Origin of the sequence: Niabella pedocola (genome assembly GCF_021044425.1) — a bacterium.
Classification (GTDB): Bacteria; Bacteroidota; Bacteroidia; order Chitinophagales; family Chitinophagaceae; genus Niabella; species Niabella pedocola.
In genome coordinates this window covers 574,609-597,657 of sequence record NZ_JAJNEC010000007.1, presented here as the reverse complement: position 1 = coordinate 597,657, position 23,049 = coordinate 574,609, and the positions used below count along the sequence as shown (strand labels likewise).

The window sequence follows — 23,049 nt, the reverse complement described above, 5'->3', positions numbered from 1 at the left end:
GGTCACGAATAACAGGGAACTGTATACCGCGAATAATAAGCTGAATCCTAAACGGCAAACCTGCCCGGCGTATGTTGGGAATAGATTTTTGAGATGCCCTCTTTTTATTACAACACGGGATGCATTTTAAATTCCTTTTCCCGGTCGAAATTATAACGGTAGGTGGTCAACCTCCGGCTCTTATACGTGCCTAAGGCTTCTGCCACATTGATCATTTTGGGATTGAACTCACCGATCCATTGCATTTCATATTGGTCATAGATAGGCTTCCCTATCCGGTATTCACCGTTTTCTATGGTTAGTCGCTGTATTTGCTTGCAACCTTCTACGATCATATACGCATCGGCACCTTTGCCCTGAAATTCCGGCACAATACCAAATACCAGACCTACAAATTTGTTACAGGGCTTTGTTTTTTTATACCAGAGAAATTTTAGTTTATCCAGTAACCCGAATTTGCCATTCAGCAATTTGAACCACTGGTTCAGATCGGGCAGGTTCATCCAAACGCCGATCGGTTCTTTTTTATAATAGATCAGCCAGCAGATGCGCTCATCCAGTACGGCCTTCATGCTCTGGAACATCTTGCGTGCCACTTTTTCTTCCATTTGCTTGAGTCCGCCATGCCCGGCCCAGGCTTTGTTATAAACAATCGTAAATTCCCTTGCGTATTTATCAAGATTATTCTTTTTGATATTGTCTGATGAATAATCCGGATCAGCGGCAAGTGCTTTATGCCGTTCATAAAATTTTTCCTGTACGCGATCTTTAACCCGGAGGGAAAAACAGGCCTGGTAGAAAAACGGCTTAAAGCCGTAGGTTTCGAACAGCTCCTTATAATAAGGCTGGTTATAGTTCATGCAATATAACGGCGGTTCAAAGCCTTCAGACAACAGGCCCCACCATTTGTCGCGTTCGCCAAAATTAATGGGCCCGTCCATTGCGGTCATGCCGCGGGCTTCCAGCCATTGCTTTGCCGTATCCAGCAGCAGGTTGGCAGCTTCCTGGTTATGGATGCAATCAAAAAAGCCCAGGCCGCCTACCGGTCCGTCATCCCCTTTGGTTTTATATTTTTTATTTATAAAAGCGGCAACACGCCCGATCAGGTTGCCTTGCGGATCTTTCAGTATCCAGCGGATGGCTTCCCCGAAACGGAAGGCCTTATTTTTGGATGGATCAAAAACTTCTTCAACGTCCTTATCCAGTGGCCGCACATAGTTGGGGTCGTTCTGATTAATGTGTACATTAACTGCTAAAAAAGCCTTCGCCTGTGCCGCCGTGGTTACTTCTTCCAGTATCATCCGGCAAAATTAATGAATAGTGAATAGTTAATGGTTAATAGTCAATGGTGTTGAAACAATGGCGTTTCCTTAAGCAATTTTTATAATTGCTACTGATACGCTGATTGTGTCTTTGGAGCCTTTTCTGCGATATTATTTGAGTACGATTAAAGCGGGTGCTAAATCTGCGAATCTGCGGCTTTATGGAAATGATATTATAATAATTGAGTAAGCCCCGGGTCCGGAACGTTAAACCTGAAACCTACACCTTCGCCCGTTTCAAACTGTCTTGCTTCAGCTTCTCCTTTCGTTCCAGTTCCTTTTTCTTTACCGAATCTTTGATCTGCTGCAAACTGTCCCGTATCGCCTTTTGGCGGCTCCAGGTAGTGCCTACGCTGTTCAGGAACATTTTTTTGGCAATAATGGCGTCGTGGCCATAAATGTCTTCGCGGAAATTGAGCCGGTCGGTATCATCTACCCAGGCCGTAAAATAGGTAATGAGCACCGGTATGGGACGCTTCACCCGCACAAATTTTTCCTTACCGCTGTTCATCGCGGAGTCAATTTTCTGCGCATTCCATTTGGCGGTATCATCCAGTACATATAATGCAAATTTCGCAGGATCTTTCAACCGGATGCATCCATGGCTGAAGCTGCGTTTGTCTTTATTGAACAAACTTTTTGCCGGCGAGTCGTGAAAATAAATGTCGTAGCTGTTGGGAAACAGGAATTTCACCTGGCCCAATGAATTCCAGGGACCGGGTTTCTGCCGCACCTGGCCGTTTACGATCTCCATATGGTTACGATCGAGGTAGGCCTGGCTGGGGCGGCCACCCATTTCTTTTTTTACAATGCTTGTAGGTACGTTCCAGTAGGGGCTGAATACCACGGTTTTCAATACACCGGTAAACACGGTGGTATTGTTGCTTTCTTTTCCAACCACCACGTTCATATCCCAGGCGGGATGCCCGTTTTCATACACATGCATTTTATATTCGGGGATATTTACCATAATGGCCCGGCCGGAGTCCCGGGTTTCAATGGGGATCCAGCGCATCCGCTCCATATTGATCAGGATCTGCTGAATGCGCTCATCCACCGATACATTCAGGTCTTTAAGAAAGGTTTTTCCTGCTTTGCCGTCGGGTTTGTAACCGTATACCTCTTTTACAGCGTTTATGGCTTCCGCCAGGGCGGTGTCGTACACGTTGGTAAACGTACTGTCTTCCCCTTCCAGGAATCCTTCGGTTTTCAGGCGTTTTTTTAATGTGAGTACAGCGGCATCCTTGTAGCCTGTTTTCATTTCCTCCACCTTGCTGTTCACCCGGGGCCATCCACCGGCATCCTTAATAGCTTTATATTGCTGGAGCTTTTTCCGGAGTGCGGTATATTGGGGATTGCGGGGGGCATAAGCCTCTGAAAATTGTCCCTTGGCTGCTATTACCGAGTCGAGCATGGCTTCCAGGGTAAGCTTCTTCTTGGGAATATACCATTCGAGGGTCTTCATATCGAAGCCGGCATCATAGGCATATTCATGATCGGCATATAAATAAAAATACTTGGTCAGGGAAAGCTCCAGGTACTGGAAGGTGGAGTCGTTTTTAACTTTTACCGATTCACGGGAAGTGATCAGGGCCTCCATTTTGGCGGTCAGGGCCTTATTGTAAACCGAAGAGTCTTTCGAATAATTCAGGTAGTTTTTCAGCAGGTTCCAGAACGACATGGTATGTTCCGGGATCCCTTCGGGTGAAAACCAGGCATACTGGTAATTCCGGCTGTTGTAAAAGCTCCGGATACGGTTTACCAGGGTATCGCTCAGGCTGTCTGCCGCAAGAAAACCGTTTACGAGGCTGCTATCGATAAACAGCTGGTTAAACGCGTTACTGGTATCGATGGTAATATCTACCTTGGTTACCGGTTTTTCTACACGGATAACCTTTTTCCGCTCTTTCTTTTCAACATTTTTACAGGAAATAACGCCCAGCAGCATTAAAAATGTCAGGGGAAGCACAAGTTTTCTGATAGTCATCGGATCAATCAATTTAAAAGCGCTAGTAATTTACAAAACTTATGGAATGCTTGTTGCGGGAAAAGGAGTTGAAAGCAAAAAGAAGCACCGCGAAACCTGCTGAGGCTCCTTACCGGGCAATGTTTTTCATCATTCTCAATAAGTTTAATGTGTTTATATCCCGCAAAAATACGTGCCGGGTTCCGATAAAACCGTTTTTTCCACAGGTTATTAATAATTCTTTCGGTCTGCGTTATTTATTATATGGATAAACCTTACTTTTGCAGCCTCAAATAAATCCTTATATTTCAATATTGATATGGCAAACGTAGGTAAAGTAAAACAGGTGATCGGCGCGGTAATCGACGTTCAGTTTGATGGTACGCTTCCCGAAATTTATAACGCATTGGAACTCACGAAAGAAAATGGTGATACCCTGGTGTTAGAGGTGCAGCAGCACCTGGGAGAAGACAGCGTGCGTACTATTGCAATGGACGGTACGGAAGGCCTCGTTCGGGGTACCGAAGTACGGGATACCGGAAAAGGAATTACCATGCCTACGGGTGACGCCATTAAAGGACGCCTGTTCAATGTAACCGGCGATGCGATCGACGGGTTGCCAGCTGTTTCCAAAGCCAACGGCCGTTCGATCCATGCAATGCCGCCGGCTTTTGAAAACCTGAGCACCGCTACGGAAGTACTGTTTACAGGGATCAAGGTAATCGATCTGATCGAACCTTATGCAAAAGGAGGTAAAATTGGTTTATTTGGTGGTGCCGGAGTAGGCAAAACGGTATTGATCCAGGAGTTGATCAACAATATTGCGAAAGGACACGGTGGTTTATCTGTATTTGCCGGTGTGGGAGAGCGTACACGTGAGGGAAATGACCTGATGCGTGAGATGATTGAGGCGGGCATTATGAAATATGGTGAAGCATTCAAACACAGTATGGAAGAAGGCGGCTGGGACCTGAGCAAGGTAAACCAGGAAGAGCTGGCCGATTCCAAAGCTACATTCGTATTCGGACAAATGAACGAACCCCCGGGTGCACGTGCGCGCGTGGCCCTGAGCGGTTTAACCATTGCCGAGTATTTCCGGGATGGAGATGGCGAAGGAAAAGGAAAGGACATCCTGTTCTTCGTGGATAATATCTTCCGTTTCACACAGGCCGGCTCTGAGGTATCGGCACTGCTGGGACGGATGCCTTCAGCGGTAGGATACCAGCCAACACTGGCTACCGAAATGGGATTGATGCAGGAGCGCATCACTTCTACAAAAAGCGGTTCTATTACCTCCGTACAGGCGGTTTACGTACCTGCGGATGACCTTACGGATCCGGCGCCGGCAACAACCTTTGCCCACCTGGATGCCACAACCGTATTAAGCCGTAAAATTGCGGATCTGGGTATTTATCCGGCCGTGGATCCCCTGGATTCTACTTCCCGTATCCTGATGCCGCAGGTAGTAGGGGATGCCCATTACGAATGCGCCAACCGTGTAAAACGGATCTTACAGCGTTATAAAGAATTGCAGGATATCATCGCCATTCTGGGTATGGATGAGCTGAGTGACGAAGATAAAATGACCGTATCCCGCGCCCGTAAGGTACAGCGTTTTCTGTCGCAGCCGTTCCACGTGGCAGAAGCCTTTACCGGTTTGAAAGGCGTACTGGTGCCCATCGACGAAACCATCCGCGGATTCAACATGATCATGGACGGTGAGGTAGACGAATATCCTGAAGCAGCATTTAACCTTGTAGGTAATATTGATGATGCTATCGAAAAAGGGAAAAAATTACTGGCGCAAGCGTAATTTGAAGATTTGAAAGTGTACTAATTTGAAAATTATTAGTGCAGAACGTCTGAATTTTCAAATTTTCAAATTTATAAATTTCCAAATTGTATGCAATTAGAAATATTAACTCCGGAGAAAAAGGTCTACAGCGGTGATGTTTACGGTGTACAAATGCCCGGAATTTCCGGTTCATTTGAGATCCTGGACAAGCATGCGCCAATGATTGCTGCATTGCAGGAAGGTAAACTGAAGATCTTAAAGGACCGTAACAACAGCTCCAGCTATTTCCAGATCCAGAGCGGATTTGTGGAAGTACTGAATAATAAGGTAACCGTTCTTATCGAAGGAGCCCTTCCATTATAACGGATATTTATTTATAAATATTTTATACAGAGCCCGTTCTATAGAGCGGGCTTTTTTTATATGATCGCTGAAAATCACCGGATTGACCTTCCGGACGTTCAGGATCCGGAAGTCCGAAATATTCAGTATCGCCAGTTTTTCAGTCATTTATAATCGTTATCTAATAAAAAGCAGGGTGTGCGGTGCTTTCCGGGTGTCTGCAAAGCATACCCTGTTTGGGGTATAATTCGGGTTTTGTAATGGCGTTGCTAAAAAAACTTTCCTTTTTTTTGTAAAAGAGGTTTAATTTGCTCAGATTCTGGCAGACATTTTGCGAATCTAAAGTTTTTAAACCTAAATCTTCCCATGAGGAATCATCTTCTATTTTTCATTATTGCATCCTTCCTGTGTTTTCAATCATATTCTCAGAAAAGCGTTAGTTTAAGAAAAGTTGTGGGTAAGAAGTCCGAAATCGGCGCTACACTGCCGATGTCGGTAGTGGAGATCCCCACCGGAACCTTTATCATGGGAAATCATGGCGACTCTACTTCGCCTACCAGTCAGGATCAGCAGCGCCCGGTGCTCATCAGTGGGTTCTACATGTCGGCAACGGAGGTTACCAATGCCCAGTACCATGAATTTGTGGCCTGGGTACGGGATTCAATTGCGGCAAAGCGCCTTGGCGGGCAGTACGTAACCATTGTAGGGAATGACAGCGCCGTTAACTGGAAAATGGCTTCCCGGATCAACTACTCCGATCCGGCCATCCTTTCACAACTGGGCGACCTGGTGCTGGATCCCTCTAAAACGATTAGTCAGAAGCGCATGCTGGATCCGGATAAGCTGATCTATGCGCTGGAAGGATTTAATTACCAGGAAGCAGCAAAGAAGGAAAACAAAGGCCGGGATGCCAAGGATTTTGTATATCGTTATACGGTTCAGGTATATCCCGATACACTCGCCTGGATGCGGGATTTTGGATACTCGAACAACGAGCAGATGGCAGTGAATTATTTCAGCAGTCCCAAATACCAGAATTACCCTGTTGTAGGGGTAAGCTGGAAGCAGGCCAGCGCCTATTGCGACTGGATGACCAAGCATAAGATCATGGCACAACAATCCCGGAACCGCGGAAATGCCGGAGGAAAGGCAAGGCTCCCTACAGAAGCGGAATGGGAATATGCTGCCAGTTTGAACAATAAAGGCTCGGTGAAAAAGGAAAGCGGGCCAAAGGAAACGGGCAATGACGAAATCGGCAATAATACAAAGACCGCTATACCCGGGGAGGGAAAGATATTCCCGGTATATGTAAAGGGGGCTAAAAAAGGCGATTTCGGCTTGTTCAATCTTGCGGATAACGTATCTGAATGGACCACTACCTCTTATTATGAGGGCGGGGAAAACTTTCAGAACCGGTTTAACCCCGATATCCAATGGGGTACGCCTGAATCGGAATCCAGGGCACAGCGGCGGAAGGTGATCCGGGGCGGCAGCTGGAAAGATACGCCCACGTTTATGACCGCAGAGAACCGCTCTTTTGAAGATCTGGATGCATCGCATTCTTACCTCGGGTTTCGCATTGTGGTGAACCTGCCTGAATAATCAATTTGTATTTCATCAAACAATTTATCAATAAAAATTAGCGTGTATGGCTGTTGAAAAAGTTCGCCCGATAGACCGTTACCTGGAAATCTTTTATTCCCTGGGTGCGGTTCCTGTATTGCTGGGGGTGTTGTTTAAACTTACCGGTACTTCCCCGTTCGGAGATCCCAATGTGTGGCTTCAGATCGGTTTGTATACCGAGGTGCTGGTATTCCTGAGCTTTGGTTTGATGTACCTGTTCAATCCTCCGCAAAAAGTAGATGAGATGGGCAATCCGGCCGGGGCAGAAGACACCGTAGTGGTGAAAAAAACAATGGCAAAGGACAGCGCCCTGGTTTCTGTTGATGAAATGCTGAAGGCCGCCGATATTACACCCGAGAACCTGGGCAGACTGAGCACCGGTTTTAAAAGCCTGGAGGCCAATATTACCCGGATCAGTCATGCTTCTGAAAGTATCGTGGACACCGAGGAGTACGCCCGGCAGATCAAACAGGCCAGCGCCTCCATCAGCCAGATGAATATGTATTATAAAAAACTGGCGGAAACTTCAGATGCCCTGGTAAACAGCGCGGAAGATGCAAAGAACACGCAAAAAGAGATTGCAGATCTTTCAAAGAATCTTGCCCGGTTAAACCAGATGTACAGCGGCATGATCGCCGCCATGCAAATGAAGAACGGATAATCCGTTGATCCTGTAATTTATCAAAATCACGTAAAGGAATTCTATTATGGCTTTACCACGAGAGCCGAGGCAGAAGATGATCAACCTGATGTATTTGGTGCTGACAGCATTGCTGGCGCTGAATGTATCATCGGAGGTGTTGAATGCATTTAAGACGATCGATAAGAGCTTGACAAATGCCAATGAAACCATCGACAAGAAGAATAAGACCATTTTCGTTTCGCTGGAAGAAAAAGCAAATGACCCTAAAACCCAGGAACTGGCGCATATATGGATGCCGAAGGCAGAAAAAGCCCGCCAGCTTTCAGATGACCTTGTTACCTATATCGAATCATTAAAGACGCAGATCAAAACGGCATCCGGGTTGAATGCAAAAACAGGTGCCTACAAGGAAAGTAACCTGGATGTGCCCACCCGGATCATGGTAGATAAAAAACAGGGGGACGACCTGTTGAAAAAACTGACCGGATATAAAACCGCGGTCTTATCGATCGATCCGGAAATCAACAACGAATTTCAGCATGCCCTGCCCCTGGATCTGAGCATGCCAGAAGTAAAAAACAGCAACAATAAAACCTGGTCCGCCGCCTATTTCAGAAGCACGCCTTCTGTTGCGGCTATTACCATTCTTTCTAAATTCCAGAACGATATTAAGAATGCCGAATCCCAGGTGATCGAGTTTTGTCACAATAAGATAGGAGCCGTAAAAGTGGTGTATGACGAGTTTCAGGCCCTGGCAACGGCCAATGCGCAGTACCTGCTGCCGGGCCAGGAATTTAATATCACCGCCGGGGTGGGGGCGTTTAGTAAAAATGCACGTCCCACCGTAACCATCGATGGCGCGGCAGTGCCGCTCAATGCAAACGGGCTGGCCGAATATAAAACCGTTGCAGGAGGTCCGGGCACCTACACCAAAAAGGTAAATATCTCTTTTGTAAAGCCGGATGGAACTACTTCGGTGATTACCCGGGATATTACCTACACGGTGGCCTCTCCAACCGGGCTAACGGTGAGTGCCGATGCGGTAAAGGTATTGTATGTAGGATTGGATAACCCGATTTCCGTAGGTGGCGGAAGTGGTACCAGTGCAGATCAGCTGCGGGTTTCCATCAGCCAGGGCAGTATTTCCGGTGCGCGTGGAAAATACACGGCGCGGGTAAGCACACCGGGAACCGCTACGGTTTCGGTAAACGATGGTAAACACACCAGTAATTTTGAATTCCGGGTAAAATCGGTACCCTCGCCTACGGCAATGGTAGGTGCCAGCAAAGGCGGCCGTATACGGGTAAACGATTTCAAGGCGCAAGCCGGCGTGCGTGCAGAACTGGAGAATTTTGTGTTTGAAGGCGTAAAGTTCACCGTGTCCAGCTATACCATGACCTTTGCAGGAGCGGGGTATCCCGAATTTATGCATAAGGCCGTATCCGGCAACTCGTTTAATGCCGCCCGGTCGCTCATCGAGCGGGCCCAACCCGGAAGCACCATCACAATTGATGAAATAAAGGCTACAGGTCCCGGAGGCACAAGAACCTTACCGCCGATAGCGTTTAACTTATATTAATGGATCGTTTTCCGGGATTGTTCCGGAGGCAAAAAATATACTGATGAAATTGAACATGTTTATAGCCGCTTGTCTGACAACAGGATTGCTTTCTGTTTCAGAATACAGCTTTTCTCAAAGGAGTGCGTATGATACGCCCGTTTCATCCTACGAAAAAAAGCCGGCGGCTCCCAAAGCCAACACGCCTAAAGGCGCCACAAAACCAGGGCAGCCGGATCCGGATAAATCACCGGTAACGGACAGCATCCAGGCCCATCTTCCCATTGAAGTGGTGGAAGAAGCACAGGGGGGAGGGCTGTTTAGCGGATCGTCGAAATCATTGCGTAAAGACAATGTGCTGGAAGATGATATGTCGGACAGTACGGCCACGCCGCTGCCGTATACGGCCCTGTATGCATCTGATGCCTTGTACCGGGTAAGGGTATGGCGTACCATTGATGCGCGTACACAAAAGAATGCCCGCTATTTCTTTAATAAAGCGATCGACGGCGATGAAAATGCCCGGTTAATCAACATTATGCTGAAGGCAGTTAAAGATAACGGGGTTCAGGCATTTAGTAATATCGACGACCGCTTTACCACACCCATCAGCTACGATGATGTGGTAGCTTCCTTTGGTGGCGGAAAGGATACGGCCGCCAAGTATGATATGGATGGAAATATTGTTGGCTACCAGGTAAGAAGCCGGATGGTATCTGGCGATTCGGTATATAAATTCCGGATCAAGGAAGAATGGGTGTTTAATAAAAGAGACGGTAAAACCTATATCCGTATCCTGGGTATTGCACCGCTGTCTTCCTATACCACTTCCGATGGTTATACCGTAGAAAATAGCGAGCACGCCCTGTTTTGGCTGTATTATCCTGATTTGAGAAAAACGCTTGTCAGAAGCAATATCGTAAACCCGTTGGATATGGGGGGGCGCATTACCTGGGAGGAAGTGTTTGAAAACCGCCTGTTCGACAGCAAGGTGATCAAATCTTCACTGGATGCAGAGAACGGATTTAATGAAAACCCGCTTACGGAGGCGCATTCAACGGAAATTCAGCAACAGCTGAATAACCTGAGCCGGCGTATGTGGGGCAAATAAAAATAACTATGAAAGTAAAAGATTGGTTCCTGTTTGCAGGATTTGTTGGCAGCAGTTTGTGTACAGTAGCCCAAAGCAACGGGCAAAAAGATTACCGTGCCCATAAAAGCCATGTAGGTATTACGGCGGGAGCCCTGGGTTATGCCGGCCGGTATGCCGTAAAAACGCCGCTGGGTACGCATACCTCTTATGCCGTTTCGGCCTTCTATGATCACAGCATGATCCTGCCTTCTCAATTATTTGTAAGAGGGGAGTTGTTATTTGGCGGATTGCGGGGAAATAACCTGGATGAGGATGTAAGCGGTCCCCAGGGAAAGTTTAATGCCAATATATTGGAGGCTACGGTAAAAGCAGAGTACGATATCCTGAACGATGCGGTAACCCGGTGGTCGCCCTATATCCTGGCCGGTGCCGGCGCTTACGGATTATTTAACTACAGTTCTAGCAAGGGCAGTAAAGACCGTTCAGACAAAATGGGTTTTATTCTTCCGGTAGGTGGGGGTGTTAAATACCAGGTAAGTAACCGCGGGCGCATTTTCCTGGAAGGCAATGTGCGGTTCCTGTCGAAAAACCTGGATAATCATAATCCGGACGGAACCAATAATCCCAATAAATATTATTCACTGGGGCTGGGCTTCTCTTATTCTTTGCAGAAGAGCAACCAGTTGTGGTAGCGATAAAGCGTTGTAATAATGAACAAATAAAGTCGGGAAAATCCCGACTTTATTATTTAACGGAACTGATAGCACCGTCTGTTTTAAACTTCAATCATTGAAGCATCTATGTCCTTTGATAGCGGTTCAGAAGATAATGGTGGATCCTTATTTTTTTACCACCAGCGTGCCGGCTAGTTTATCGTGTAAGCCCTGTCTTTTATCGTCCCATAATACCATCAGGTATCCGATAAGCAGGATGATAGCCGAAAGGATCTTTCCAAAGTAGCGCCCCGTAGCATTAAGAAAACTGATGCGCTGGCCGTTCATACCGGTTACTTTTAATCCAAGCGCCATTTTGCCTAGGGTTGCCTGCTTGGCGCTGGATTCCATCAGCGCAAAATAAAGCCATTGAACGATCAGCGGAACGCTGTTACCTTTGAAATAGGAGGCCTGGAATATTCCGGAGTCGGTCATATAAAGCGTTTCCCTGGAAACGCCCAGACCGAAGATATTGTTGAGGACGGCACCCGCTACCCCGATGATCAATCCGTCGATCAGGATAGCAGCCAGTCGTTCCCAAAAGGTTCCATATACCGTTGGCAGTTCTTCGTTAAAAAGATTTGATTGTGGCTGACCGGTATAGTCAGACGGACGGTAGTTGGGATTGTTTTCGTTCATAAGTATTGATTTAGGAGTTGTTAAACATACCGTTTATCAGCTGACGAGGTTGCACTATTGCGCACCCCTCAGCCGCATTTGCTGATCGGCATACCCGAACACCCGTTTTAACAGGTCCGTTTTGCGGAATGCCAGGTTGGTACGGATCTTTTCTTCTTCATTGCCTACATAAAGAAACATACCATCAATGGCCCGGGCCGCTATAAAGTCGTTCAGGCTGGGTTCCAGTTTCTTTCCAAGGAAAGGAATGGCATTGTAGGCCTTGGCAACCGATTGATAATCCCGGTCGGCGCCGCTGGTACGTACCGTGTTGTCTACAATCGGCCGGAATTTGGTCATCAGCTCAGGCGACATCTGTGTTTTGAAAAAGTCGGTGGCTGCATGCCGGTTATTGGTCAGCAAAATGGAAGCGGCATCCGTAATGCTCATATTTTTAACGGCATTTACAAATACCGGTTTGGCCTCCGTAACCGCCTGGCCCATTGCATTGGTAAATTTAGAGGTCATCTGGTTTACCAATGAGCTCAGCCCAAGGTCGCGCAGGGTTTTCTCAATTTTTGCGGCATCACCGGGAAAAGCAAAGCGAACCAGCGGGTTGCCCTGGTTAGGATTTGCAAAAGCTTCAAAGCCGCTGAAGAGCCCCTGGGTAAGCGCTGCACGAAGGCCGTTGGCCATCTCCAGTTGTGAAAGGCCGCCGGCTACAGATTGCAGGGTATCACAGCCGGAAAAACAAACAGACACCCCTAGTGCAATGGAAAATAATAAACGTTTCATGGATATGGATTGAGATTTGAGATTTGAGATTTGAGATTTGAGATTTGAGATTTGAGATTTGAGATCGCAACCTGTTAAGGTACGAAGAATACGTGAATGCGTAACAGCAAACTAGGTATGAGAACACCCGGATAGCGCTCGTAGAAAACTAATTCAACCGGGGATCGATCGGTGCGTTAATAATAAGCTTATAGTCTCCGCCGAGATGCGTAAGAATGTTTTTCCAGAGCGCTGTTTCATCGTCGCTGAACAGGAATTCCCGGGTAGCTTTTGCTACGATCCAGGTTTTTTCCTCCATTTCAAAATTCAGCTGGCCTTCTCCCCATCCGCTATAGCCCAGGAAAAACCGAACTTTTTGAGGCTCAATGCGGCCTTCGGATAAAAGGCCGGCCAGTATTTCAAAATCCCCGCCCCAGTAAACGCCATCCAGTACTTCCTTGCCACCGGGAATCGCTTCCGGATACTGGTGTAAAAAATGCAGGTTATCCAGTCCAACAGGCCCACCCTCATATACGGGGAAATCAAAACCTTCAAAATCAGGCACCAGGTCGCCGATGGTATGACCGGTTTTCCGGTTCATGACAAAACCTACCGTTCCGGTAGCATCATGTTCGCAAAGGAACACAACGGTCCGTACAAAATTCGGGTCGTTCAAATGAGGATTGGCTATCAAAAAACTGCCGCTTTCCGGTTCCATTAGTTGCTTCAATTATATAATGATAACATTGAATGCTTCTATAAAAGCACGTTAAAGTATAAAGGTAAACAGATTTATGGTTTTTACAGATGCGGATCGATGATTATATTTGCTTTTACCCAGTTTTTAAGTTTGTGAAAAAATTATTTGTACTCATAACTGTTCTGATCTCACTTTCTCTTTTGGGGATTATTCTTTTCCAGGTTTCCTGGCTGAAGAATGCCGCTATTTTGCGGGAGGACCAGGTGCGGCAACGGATCGACAATGCCGTGAATGAAGTGGGACTGGAACTGATCCAGTTTAAAACGCAGTACAGTACGCCTTATAATAACGATATCCCGTTGTTTCCGAGGTCTGCGCATGATTTTTTTAAGCGCAATACCATTCATGCCAAGATGAGCCACCAGAAATTGTACGACCGGATCCGGAAGGCGTTCGACCGTGCGGGCCTGGAAGACCTGGGGTTTGAGTTTATGCTGATGCTGAGGAGCGATCAGCCTTTTGACCCGGTTGAAAAGCAGACACCCAACTATGTTCAGGCAAATGCAGATACCATTCATAATTATTCTGCAAAAGGCGTGGGGATCGTGGTATCGAGCGGATCAGCATTTGAAAACCCGGATGAGGCCTTGTTTGTGGTGGCCCTCGATTATAAAAAACTGGTACTGCGGTCGCTTACCGGAAACATCCTGCTGGCGATCCTGTTTACACTGGTAATTATCGCCGCTTTCTTTGTAACGGTGTATACCATGTTGCGTCAAAAGAAACTGGGTGAAATCAAGAATGATTTTATCAATAACATGACCCACGAGTTTAAGACGCCGATCGCCACGATTTCGCTGGCGGTAGATGCGCTCAAAAACGAAAAGGTAATGTCGAGCCGGGAGCGGATGTCCTACTTCAGCGGCATCATCAAGGAGGAAAACCAGCGGATGAACAAGCAGGTGGAAGCCATTCTAAAAGCTTCCCAGTTCGAAAAACAGGAAGTGGATCTGGACAAAGGTCCGGTACATGTGCATGAAATTATAAAGCTGGTAGCAGATAAATTCCTGTTGCAACTGCAGGAAAAAAATGGCCGGGCAGAGCTGGCTTTAGGCGCTTCCAATGATTTGATTAAAGGCGATGAGGTGCATTTTACCAACCTGGTCAATAACCTGATCGATAATGCGGTAAAGTACTCAAAGGAACATGTTCCCATTCATTTAAAGATCAGCTCATTTAATTCGGGCGATAAGCTCATCCTGAAATTTGAAGACAATGGTATCGGGATGACACGGGAAACGCAAAAAAGGGTTTTTGAAAAATTTTACCGGGCACATACCGGCAACCTGCATAATGTAAAGGGCTTTGGCCTGGGATTGAATTACGTTAAATCGGTCACCCAGTCACACAACGGATCGATAAAGGTTGAAAGCACGCTTGGCCGGGGAAGTATTTTTACATTGGAATTTCCTTTGGAAACGGATGCACGCTGACGAGGCGGGGGAATGTTGTTGAATGAATGCAGGTCCCCGAAGGCATCCTTACACCAAATGAGTAAACAAAACCGGGATGAAAATCATATATATTATACTGGCCTGCTGTATCACCGGCTGTATTGCGGAAGATAGTAAACACCGGCCGGATAAAGATTCAACGGTCTACTCGTATGCACCGTCTGCGGTTCCGGATTCCGGGCAGCCGCACAGCCTGGATACCGTCGTAATCGCAGGTACTTATTCGGGACTGCTGCCCTGTGCAAGCTGTGAGGGTATTGAAACAGCCATTACCCTGTATGCAGACCGCTCGTTCCTGATGAAGGAAGTCTATAAAGGGGAACAGCCCGATTCATTTATCAACAAAGGTAAATATGAAATAAAGGAGCGGGTACTTTACTTAAAAATGGACGGTGCGGGTGTGGAACGTCCGGTCATGTACACGGTAACACCCAATGCCCTCACCCAGCTGGATATGAATGGCAACGAGATACAGGGCGCGTTTGCCGGGCATTACCGGCTGATCAAAAATTAAAGCAGGGTTTGATGATCCGGATGCCAGATACTGCTGAAATCCCCGATGATGGCCTGATTGTTTTTAAAAGAGTGGCGTTCAATTTTTAGGAGTGCTATATCTTCCTTCCGTACCCTGCGGTAAATAGGAAACAGGGTGCCACCTTTGGCGCCTGCCGGCTGATCGGGCTCATACTGATAAATGGAATCTACCAGCGTGCCACGCGGATACATGATGCCCGGAACACCCTTGCCCCGGAAGTCGAGATCAACAGGATGCTCCAGCCCCAGGGTATGCCCGTATTCATGCGCAGCGGTGGTAGAGCCTTTATACAGGTTTTCCAGTTTAAAATACCCGGTATTGCAACCCAGTCCATCCACAAAGGAAATATTACCATGGGCATATTCCTCGATCCTGAAATAATTATTCAGCGGATTGTCATTGCCCAGTATTTCTTCGGGGGCAATCTCAGGCGCATAGGCTGCGGTAATACGGAACTGTACCCGTCGCTCGGTTCCCTCCAGCCAAACAGTTCCCTGTGGTTCATTCCACATGGTTTCGATCTCTTCCCTGATCTGCTCGGTAAGCGCAGTGTCGGCCGCATTGCCATATGTAATAATATGCGAAAGGATCTGTACGGTGTTGTTATTGCATTCAATAATACCCATGGAGGAAAGTTAAGGCAAATTTCCGGGATGAAGCCACTGCGGTACAGAAACACAGGTTCTTTTAATGCTACAACCTTGGTCGCTGTTTTTTTAATTTAGAAGAGCCAGAGGCTTTAGTATTTCATTGCCTCAGTGGCAATAGGCCATATCCCCGTATTTTTGTAGGTTTGTTTCATGACAAAGAAAGAACGCTATCAGTTTGTAGTCAATTATTTCCAGGAGCATATGCCCAATCCCGAAACGGAACTGGTATATGATAATCCTTACCAGCTGCTGGTGGCGGTGATCCTTTCCGCGCAATGTACGGATAAGCGGGTGAATATGACCACCCCGTTTATTTTTGAAAGATACCCCGATCTGTCCAGTTTAAGCAAGACCAGCTTTGACGAACTGTTTCCGTTGATCCGTAGCATTTCATACCCCAATAATAAAACCAAACACCTGATCGGCATGGCCCAGAAGGTGATGCAGGATTATGGCGGGGAAATACCCATGACCGTTGCGGAGCTGATCACCCTTCCGGGAGTGGGACGAAAAACAGCGAATGTAATAACCTCGGTTGTAGAGCAACAACCCAATATGGCGGTAGACACACATGTATTCCGTGTAAGCAAACGCCTGGGGCTGGTTGCTCAGAAGCTCACTACTCCGCTGGCCGTTGAAAAAGAGCTGGTGAAGAACATTCCTCCCGGGTTGATTCATAAAGCGCATCACTGGCTCATCCTTCATGGAAGGTATACCTGCCTGGCAAGAAATCCTAAATGCCGGGAGTGCGGGCTCCAGCAGATCTGCCCCTATTTTCATCAGTTACTGAAACAGGGAAACTGATTGGTTACAGCAGATACGGATAGATCCGTTCTGCGCACAGACGGTTATTAAGGATCAGATCGATCTTGGTTAACTTTTGAAAAGTGTCCTTGCTTTATCAGGTTTGTTTGTGGATAAAAGAATGCATTTGTTTGAGGCAATTGGTCAATATAAAATGTATTGGCATACAGATTGCTGTAATAATAATGATTTTGCAATAACGTTTTAGCGAACCTTATTGAAGCGCATATGTAACCTTTGTTGCGGCCATGAATCAGATATAATTTTTTTTAAATGGATCCGCATCCGTGTGCCGGGGTTGAACAACCCGCATAGCGGTTGTGTATGTTTGCAAAAGCAACAGTTCGGCGTAAATACGCTCATTGTTGCCGGTACTATTTTACAGCCCTGGATGGCCTTTAAACCTGTAAAAAGTAGAACGTTGTTGCAGAGCACGTTGAGTGTTTAAATCATTTTTTAATATATATGAGAAATCGTAAACTCTTGCCTGGGTTGATCTCGGGTGTATGCACAAGAGCGAGAGGGTATATTGTTGCAACCGTCATAGGGGGGCTGGTCCCCGCGATAACGGCAACAGCAATGCCGGCTATCGCAATTCAGCAAACAAAAGTAACTGTAACCGGAAAGGTTATCGACGACAAGGGAGGTGCCTTACCGGGAGCCACCGTTCAGGTAAAAGGCACGCAGACGGCCGTGGTAACCGACGACACCGGTACATTTACCATCAACCTGGATAATGCCAACGCCACATTGGTATTTAGCGCCGTTGGCTACGCGAACCGCGAAGAACAGGTGAACGGGCGCACCGACCTGGGAACCATAACGCTGCAGCCATCCAAGACCACGGCTTTGGATGAAGTTGTAGTGATTGGTTATGGTACGGCCAGGAAATCGGATCTTACGGGGGCTGTAGCCACGTTAAAATCAGATAAACTGATGGATGCGCCGGTACCCAATATTACCCAGGCATTGCAGGGAAAGGTTGCGGGTGTAGAAGTAAGCGTAAATAACAATGCACCGGGAGCCGGCGCCAAAGTACGTATCAGGGGATTGGGTTCTATTAACTCCAGCCTCGATCCGCTGTATGTGGTGGATGGGGTAGTGGGTGTAGACGCCAATACGTTAAATCCCAATGATATCGCATCAATGGAAATACTGAAGGATGCGTCTTCTACCGCCATTTATGGCGCACGCGGCGCCAACGGAGTAGTAATGATCACAACGAAGCGAGGCCGCCGCGGAGGAACACAGGTATCCTATGAAGGCAATGTGAATGTATCGCAGTTATCCCGGCATCTGCGGTCGTTAAATGCTGCTGAATTCATGAAAGTATATAACGATGCCATGGCAAATGCAAATAAGTTTAACCCCGATCCGGTAAACAGTCCCTATACACCGCCGCCGGCACTCAACCATCAAAACTATCCTGAGTTGTTTGATGCAAACGATCAGCCCCTTTATAATACCAACTGGGAGTCTGAAGTGTATAAACCTGCCGTATCAACCAGTCATCAGTTAAATTTCCAGGGAGGGAATGAAAAAACAACCTTCGGGCTTTCATTGGGTTATCTGAATCAGAATGGTATTATGGCCCAGTCCTGGTTTAAGCGTTATTCAGCCCGGTTTACGCTGGATAATGAAGTGAACAAGTGGTTAAAGGTGGGCGGAAGCATCGGCGTTGTAAAAGGATTGCAGCGCATGGTATCTGATGGTAACGGAGGCTTGAATGTGCCCCGGATGGTGGCCGAAGCATTGCCGATCCTGCCCGTTAAATATTCCAACGGGGTATGGGCAGGCAATAGCGATATCGCAGGAATGGAAGGAGGGGCTAATCCGGTTCATATAGCCAATAACCGGTATTCGCTGAATAATACGATCCAGGCCCTGGGAAACACCTACTTGTTGTTCCGCCTGGCTAAGGGATTGGAATTTAAATCAGACTTCGGGTACAACCTTAATAATCTGAAAAATAATTTCTATTCGGCAATGGATCTGCATAACCTGTCGATGGATGCAGGGGGCGAGGCAAATTTAAATACCTATCAAAATGTATACTGGCAGTCTGAAAACTACCTGACCTGGAATAAAGAATTTTCATCCGGACACCGGATGACGGCTATGTTGGGAGCTTCCTGGCAAAAGTATAATCAGGAGCGCCTCCGGGCAGATAACCAGCAATTTATTGATGATATTTTCCAATGGCATTATTTACAGGCAGGAGCCGTAAGGAATGCTTCAGAATCGGAGGACTATCAGTGGGCCATGAATTCCTATTACGCAAGGGTAACCTACAATATACAGAATAAATATTTGTTTACGGCTACAGGTCGTTATGATGGTTCCTCCAAATTTGGAAAGAATAATAAATATGCATTCTTCCCGTCGCTTGGTGTTGCCTGGCGGGCATCTGAAGAAGATTTCCTGAAGAACAGCAATGTTGTCAGCGATCTGAAAATCAGGGCAAGCTATGGGGCGGCCGGTAACCAGGAAATTGATCCGTATACTTCTTTACAGAAGATCCAGCCGGGCTCAACGGTACTGAGAGGCAGTCAGGCAACCACCCTTGTTCCTACCAATATGGGAAACCCCGATCTAAAATGGGAGGTATCCTGGCAGGGCGATGCCGGTGTTGAAATGGGACTCTGGAATAACCGCGTATACCTGACGGCTGATGTGTATTCACGTACCACAAAAGACCTGTTATTGCAAACACCGATTCCCTGGTCTGCAGGATTTGATCAGGCCTTTGTATATCGAAATATCGGATCGGTAAGAAATACGGGCCTGGAGTTGAGTCTGAATACGGTTAATATAGATCACCCGGATTTTAAATGGTCGACCAACTTTATTTTTTCTACCAACCGCAACCGCATCTTACAATTGAACGATGGCAATGCGGATATTTTCCCCGGACCTAATTTTTTAGGTCAAACCAATATTTTGCGGGTAGGCGAGGCGATCGGTACATTTTGGGGAAGAACCCGTTTGGGCACGTATAGTGAGGATGAAGCCGCCCTTGCAGCCACACAGGGACTTAAACCCGGTGACCGGAAATACCTTTTGGATGCGGATGGCTCCGAGCACTACGGGGTAATCGGCAGGGCTAACCCCAAGTGGACCGGAACTTTTTCAAGTACGATTAATTATAAAAATTTTGATTTCTCTTTTGATATCCGGTTCGTTCAGGGCATGAATACCGCAGCTACTTTTAAACATTCTACGGAAGACCGTCAGACAATTGCCAACAGCCTGGCAACCGTACTGGATGCCTGGACTCCGGATCATCAGAATACCATGATCTCTCAGGTAAGGCCGTATAAGTTTGCCCAGGATTCTAAATTTGATACCTGGTGGGTGGAAGATGGTTCCTATATACGCGGCCAGAATTTTATACTGGGATATTCCATCCCCAAAAAAACAACGGATCGCTGGAACATTCAAAAGTTAAGAGTTTATGCGAGTGTTCAGAACCTGTTCCTGAGTACCAAGTATACCGGCTATGATCCCGAAGTAGATACCTATAATACAAGGGTTGGCAGCAATGGTACATTTTCACAAAATCTCGATTTCTTTTCTTATCCACGTCCACGTGTATGGAACCTGGGTGTGAGCCTTGTCTTCTAACAAAAAAATGTAAAAATGAAAAATAGAAAATATATATCAGGTGCCGTACTAATACTGTTGTTGGCATCCTGTTCCAAATTCCTGGAAGAAAAGCCTACTTCCTTTATTACACCCGATTCTAAGTTAACCAGTGGTAAGGTGGCGCGGGCCTTTGCGGACGGCTGTTATCAGAATTTAAGTAAAGCCGTACTGGGTGGCCAGCCTTCTTCCTACGGGGGTAATACCTGGAACCTGATGGAGTATATGACCGGAAAGTCTGGAAGCGACCTGGGGCAAACCAACTATACCATGTTTCAGAGCCTTGCCTATAATAATACGTCGTTTTATTTTGATACCTGGTGGCAGTATTTATATAAAGGTATTGGCGCCTGCAATGAAGCCCTTGTTTCGATTCCGAAGATTGTAGCTGCTGACTTAAGCGATGAATCGAAAACCAATATGTTGGCGGAGGCCCATACATTAAGGGCGCTCTATTATTTTTACCTGGTTCGTATGTACGGAGCGGTTCCGAAAGTTACGGAGCTTGCTACAAATTTTGACCAGTTAAAATTGCCGAGAACACCTGCCAAAGCTATTTATGACAGTGTGATCATACCGGATCTGCTTATTGCAGAGAAATCTACCCTGGGCTGGAGAAGCAGTACCGGTGCCATTTCGATGGGCGCTGTGAAAGCCATCCTTGCGGATGTTTATTTGACATATGCCGGTGCGGCTATTAATGGCGGTAACACTTTTTATGCAGAATCCGCAAAACGTTCCCTGGAAGTAATTAATAACGGAGGATATACCCTGTTTTCGGAATATACCGATATGATTAACCCGGCGAATAAGAACACGAAGGAGTTTATATTGCAGGTACAGTATTCGGCTGCGGCCAACCAGAACAATCCATTGACGCCGCTGACCATTCCGAATTATTCAGGGATCTCAAAGTATTCGGATGAATACGGATCCGTATATCCAACCAAACAGTTCATCGCTTCGTTCCCGGATGGAGATAAACGGGCAAAAGAGCGCCAGTTCTTTTACAGCAGTTACCCCAGCAGTAAAGATGGTAAGCTGGTTACTTTTTCGCATCCGTACCTGTATAAATGGTTTGATGTAAATGCAGTAACCAATACGGTCAAATCTGATTTAAACTACACCCTTTATCGGTATGCAGATGTATTGCTGATGTATGCAGAGGCGTCGAACCGTGCCGAGGGTGCTCCAAACGCAGTGGCCCGGAAAGCGTTGAATGATATACGTAGCCGCGCTCAGCTGACTCCGTTTACCAGCACGAACCAGGATGCTTTTGAAAAGGAGGTTTGGTTACAACGTTATTTTGAATTGTGTTTTGAAAATAAAATGTGGTTTGATATGCTGCGGACCAGGAAGGTGCACAATGATGTTACCGGTAACTGGGATAATTTTGTTGGACATAGAACGGTATTCAATGCAACGTTCACAGAAAAGCAATTGCTGTTCCCGGTTCCCAAACAGGAAACCGATGTAAACCCGAACCTGTTGCCCAATAATACCGGGTTTTAAGAAAATACCGAGGGGTTGAATATAAAAGCCGTTTCCTGTGCATGAAGTGCCTGCAGGAAACGGCTTCTTTTTGAGAGTATCAGCTTACAAATAACGCAGGTTTGTTTTAGGCGTTAATGCCAGCAAGGTTTCATACATCAACCGGATGGTATTTTCAATGTCTTTTTTATGAATCATTTCCACGGTTGTATGCATATACCGCAGCGGCATGGAAATGAGTACAGACGGGCAGCCGTCATTCGCATAAGCGAAAGAATCGGTATCCGTACCGGTGCTGCGGCTCAACGCCCGCCATTGTACCGGTATATTGTTTTCTGCTGCAACAGTTTCAACAAACCCCAGCAACTTGTTATGCACCGCCGGCGCGTAAGCCAGTGACGGACCGTTACCGCACAATACATCGCCTTCAATATTTTTATTGATCATCGGGGTGTTGGTATCATGCGTAACGTCGGTTACGATCGCAACATCGGGTTTGATCCGGCGGGCGATCATTTCTGCGCCCCGCAACCCGATTTCTTCCTGTACGGCATTTACCACATATAAGCTATAGGGTAACGTTTTCTTATTTTCTTTCAGCAAACGGGCTACTTCTGCAATCATAAATCCGCCGATCCGGTTATCAAAAGCACGACCCACCAAGTGATCGCCTGCCAGCTCATCAAACCCATCCTGGTATGTAATAACGGCTCCTACATGTATGCCCAGCGCTTCAATTTCCTTTTTGCTGCGGGCGCCGCAATCCAGCCATATATTTTCCGTTTTGGGTTGGGTTTCACTTTCCTTGCCAATGCGGGTATGAATGGCCGGCCATCCAAACACTGCTTTTACGGCCCCCTTTTTACCATGGATCAATACCCGCTGCGCAGGTGCAATCTGGTGATCGGCGCCCCCGTTCCTTTTTACATAGATCAGGCCTTTGTCGGTGATATAGTTTACAAACCATCCGATTTCATCGGCATGCGCTTCAATCACCACCTTAAAAGGCTGCTCTGGGTTAATGATCCCAACAGCGGTTCCGTAAGGGTCTACAAACTGTGTATCAATATAGGGCTTCAGATAGGCGAGCCATAATTTCTGTCCCCAGGATTCAAATCCAACCGGGGAAGCATTGTTAATATAGTTCCTGAGGAACTGCATTGATTCGTCTGTGACGATCGATTTGGGAGCTTTATTTTTTTTCCCCTTTTCCTTTGTCGTTGATTTTGCCATAGTGATCATTTAAGATCCTCAAACGTACATAAA

General features: G+C 46.7%; 19 protein-coding genes. 12 read left to right on the top strand and 7 right to left on the bottom strand.

Annotated elements, in window-relative coordinates:
* Positions 1-107: 107 nt before the first annotated feature.
* The gene (locus LQ567_RS23425) at positions 108-1,301 is read right to left on the bottom strand and encodes a hypothetical protein (RefSeq protein WP_231008325.1); all 1,194 of its coding nucleotides are present in this window, start codon (positions 1,299-1,301) and stop codon (positions 108-110) included.
* 241 nt (positions 1,302-1,542) lie between these two features.
* Positions 1,543-3,309 carry a L,D-transpeptidase family protein gene (locus LQ567_RS23420; RefSeq protein WP_231008323.1) on the bottom strand — a complete coding sequence of 589 codons (1,767 nt, stop codon included), beginning with the start codon at positions 3,307-3,309 and terminating at the stop codon, positions 1,543-1,545.
* Between the two features lie 298 nt (positions 3,310-3,607).
* Here LQ567_RS23420 and atpD point away from each other — a divergent pair, with 298 nt between their 5' ends.
* The 7 genes from atpD (at position 3,608) to LQ567_RS23385 (ending at position 11,034) form a co-directional block, all read left to right on the top strand.
* Positions 3,608-5,101, top strand: a complete 1,494-nt coding sequence (atpD, locus tag LQ567_RS23415) for a F0F1 ATP synthase subunit beta (RefSeq protein ID WP_231008322.1) — start codon at positions 3,608-3,610, stop codon at positions 5,099-5,101.
* A 90-nt stretch (positions 5,102-5,191) separates the two neighbouring features.
* The gene (atpC, locus tag LQ567_RS23410) at positions 5,192-5,446 is read left to right on the top strand and encodes an ATP synthase F1 subunit epsilon (RefSeq protein ID WP_231008320.1); all 255 of its coding nucleotides are present in this window, start codon (positions 5,192-5,194) and stop codon (positions 5,444-5,446) included.
* A gap of 345 nt (positions 5,447-5,791) precedes the next feature.
* Positions 5,792-7,027: a type IX secretion system lipoprotein PorK/GldK gene (porK, locus tag LQ567_RS23405; protein ID WP_449586258.1), complete on the top strand. Its 1,236-nt coding sequence runs from the start codon at positions 5,792-5,794 to the stop codon at positions 7,025-7,027.
* Positions 7,028-7,073: 46 nt separating this feature from the next.
* Positions 7,074-7,709, top strand: a complete 636-nt coding sequence (locus LQ567_RS23400) for a GldL-related protein (RefSeq protein ID WP_231008317.1) — start codon at positions 7,074-7,076, stop codon at positions 7,707-7,709.
* A 46-nt stretch (positions 7,710-7,755) separates the two neighbouring features.
* Positions 7,756-9,270, top strand: coding sequence for a type IX secretion system motor protein PorM/GldM (gene porM / locus LQ567_RS23395; RefSeq protein WP_231008316.1), 1,515 nt, complete (start codon positions 7,756-7,758; stop codon positions 9,268-9,270).
* A 43-nt stretch (positions 9,271-9,313) separates the two neighbouring features.
* Complete coding sequence (porN, locus tag LQ567_RS23390) at positions 9,314-10,360, top strand: type IX secretion system ring subunit PorN/GldN (RefSeq protein ID WP_231008315.1); 1,047 nt, start codon at positions 9,314-9,316, stop codon at positions 10,358-10,360.
* Positions 10,361-10,368: 8 nt separating this feature from the next.
* The gene (locus LQ567_RS23385; RefSeq protein ID WP_231008314.1) at positions 10,369-11,034 is read left to right on the top strand and encodes an outer membrane protein; all 666 of its coding nucleotides are present in this window, start codon (positions 10,369-10,371) and stop codon (positions 11,032-11,034) included.
* Between the two features lie 147 nt (positions 11,035-11,181).
* On the opposite strand, the gene LQ567_RS23380 is transcribed toward LQ567_RS23385, so the two are convergent.
* The 3 genes from LQ567_RS23380 to LQ567_RS23370 form a co-directional block, all read right to left on the bottom strand.
* Entirely contained in the window at positions 11,182-11,694 is a 513-nt protein-coding gene (locus LQ567_RS23380) for an RDD family protein (protein WP_231008313.1), read from the bottom strand.
* Positions 11,695-11,748: 54 nt separating this feature from the next.
* A complete protein-coding gene (locus LQ567_RS23375) occupies positions 11,749-12,468 on the bottom strand; it encodes a DUF4197 domain-containing protein (protein ID WP_231008312.1) in 720 nt (239 codons plus the stop codon).
* Between the two features lie 148 nt (positions 12,469-12,616).
* Entirely contained in the window at positions 12,617-13,177 is a 561-nt protein-coding gene (locus tag LQ567_RS23370; protein ID WP_231008311.1) for a YqgE/AlgH family protein, read from the bottom strand.
* Between the two features lie 122 nt (positions 13,178-13,299).
* Here LQ567_RS23370 and LQ567_RS23365 point away from each other — a divergent pair, with 122 nt between their 5' ends.
* Together LQ567_RS23365 and LQ567_RS23360 are read left to right on the top strand one after the other, a co-directional pair.
* On the top strand, positions 13,300-14,640 hold the full coding sequence (locus LQ567_RS23365) for a sensor histidine kinase (protein WP_231008308.1): 1,341 nt from the start codon (positions 13,300-13,302) through the stop codon (positions 14,638-14,640).
* Positions 14,641-14,716: 76 nt separating this feature from the next.
* Positions 14,717-15,175 (top strand): copper resistance protein NlpE, encoded by a 459-nt coding sequence (locus LQ567_RS23360; protein WP_231008307.1) that lies wholly within the window; start codon positions 14,717-14,719, stop codon positions 15,173-15,175.
* On the opposite strand, the gene LQ567_RS23355 is transcribed toward LQ567_RS23360, so the two are convergent.
* Positions 15,172-15,822: a M10 family metallopeptidase domain-containing protein gene (locus LQ567_RS23355; protein ID WP_231008305.1), complete on the bottom strand. Its 651-nt coding sequence runs from the start codon at positions 15,820-15,822 to the stop codon at positions 15,172-15,174. The two genes, LQ567_RS23360 and LQ567_RS23355, sit on opposite strands and share 4 nt — an antisense overlap.
* 174 nt (positions 15,823-15,996) lie before the next feature.
* On the opposite strand from LQ567_RS23355, the gene nth reads away from it, so the two are divergent.
* From nth to LQ567_RS23340, 3 genes are all read left to right on the top strand, one after another.
* Positions 15,997-16,650, top strand: a complete 654-nt coding sequence (gene nth / locus LQ567_RS23350; protein ID WP_231008304.1) for an endonuclease III — start codon at positions 15,997-15,999, stop codon at positions 16,648-16,650.
* A 579-nt stretch (positions 16,651-17,229) separates the two neighbouring features.
* Positions 17,230-20,274, top strand: a complete 3,045-nt coding sequence (locus LQ567_RS23345) for a SusC/RagA family TonB-linked outer membrane protein (RefSeq protein ID WP_231008303.1) — start codon at positions 17,230-17,232, stop codon at positions 20,272-20,274.
* Between the two features lie 15 nt (positions 20,275-20,289).
* On the top strand, positions 20,290-21,804 hold the full coding sequence (locus LQ567_RS23340) for a RagB/SusD family nutrient uptake outer membrane protein (protein ID WP_231008302.1): 1,515 nt from the start codon (positions 20,290-20,292) through the stop codon (positions 21,802-21,804).
* 84 nt (positions 21,805-21,888) lie between these two features.
* Here LQ567_RS23340 and LQ567_RS23335 read toward each other — a convergent pair whose 3' ends face one another.
* The gene (locus LQ567_RS23335; RefSeq protein ID WP_231008301.1) at positions 21,889-23,016 is read right to left on the bottom strand and encodes a M42 family metallopeptidase; all 1,128 of its coding nucleotides are present in this window, start codon (positions 23,014-23,016) and stop codon (positions 21,889-21,891) included.
* Positions 23,017-23,049: the final 33 nt, after the last annotated feature.

What these genes read in the sequence shown, in the direction of transcription:
- LQ567_RS23360 (WP_231008307.1), top strand. Translation starts at nt 14,717, where the DNA reads ATGAAAATCATATATATTATACTGGCCTGCTGTATCACCGGCTGTATT.
- LQ567_RS23340 (WP_231008302.1), top strand. Translation starts at nt 20,290, where the DNA reads ATGAAAAATAGAAAATATATATCAGGTGCCGTACTAATACTGTTGTTG.
- atpD (WP_231008322.1), top strand. Translation starts at nt 3,608, where the DNA reads ATGGCAAACGTAGGTAAAGTAAAACAGGTGATCGGCGCGGTAATCGAC.
- LQ567_RS23335 (WP_231008301.1), bottom strand. Translation starts at nt 23,016, where the DNA reads ATGGCAAAATCAACGACAAAGGAAAAGGGGAAAAAAAATAAAGCTCCC.
- LQ567_RS23420 (WP_231008323.1), bottom strand. Translation starts at nt 3,309, where the DNA reads ATGACTATCAGAAAACTTGTGCTTCCCCTGACATTTTTAATGCTGCTG.
- LQ567_RS23425 (WP_231008325.1), bottom strand. Translation starts at nt 1,301, where the DNA reads ATGATACTGGAAGAAGTAACCACGGCGGCACAGGCGAAGGCTTTTTTA.
- porK (WP_449586258.1), top strand. Translation starts at nt 5,792, where the DNA reads ATGAGGAATCATCTTCTATTTTTCATTATTGCATCCTTCCTGTGTTTT.
- porN (WP_231008315.1), top strand. Translation starts at nt 9,314, where the DNA reads ATGAAATTGAACATGTTTATAGCCGCTTGTCTGACAACAGGATTGCTT.
- LQ567_RS23355 (WP_231008305.1), bottom strand. Translation starts at nt 15,822, where the DNA reads ATGGGTATTATTGAATGCAATAACAACACCGTACAGATCCTTTCGCAT.
- nth (WP_231008304.1), top strand. Translation starts at nt 15,997, where the DNA reads ATGACAAAGAAAGAACGCTATCAGTTTGTAGTCAATTATTTCCAGGAG.
- porM (WP_231008316.1), top strand. Translation starts at nt 7,756, where the DNA reads ATGGCTTTACCACGAGAGCCGAGGCAGAAGATGATCAACCTGATGTAT.
- LQ567_RS23375 (WP_231008312.1), bottom strand. Translation starts at nt 12,468, where the DNA reads ATGAAACGTTTATTATTTTCCATTGCACTAGGGGTGTCTGTTTGTTTT.
- LQ567_RS23385 (WP_231008314.1), top strand. Translation starts at nt 10,369, where the DNA reads ATGAAAGTAAAAGATTGGTTCCTGTTTGCAGGATTTGTTGGCAGCAGT.
- LQ567_RS23345 (WP_231008303.1), top strand. Translation starts at nt 17,230, where the DNA reads ATGCCGGCTATCGCAATTCAGCAAACAAAAGTAACTGTAACCGGAAAG.
- LQ567_RS23380 (WP_231008313.1), bottom strand. Translation starts at nt 11,694, where the DNA reads ATGAACGAAAACAATCCCAACTACCGTCCGTCTGACTATACCGGTCAG.
- LQ567_RS23400 (WP_231008317.1), top strand. Translation starts at nt 7,074, where the DNA reads ATGGCTGTTGAAAAAGTTCGCCCGATAGACCGTTACCTGGAAATCTTT.
- atpC (WP_231008320.1), top strand. Translation starts at nt 5,192, where the DNA reads ATGCAATTAGAAATATTAACTCCGGAGAAAAAGGTCTACAGCGGTGAT.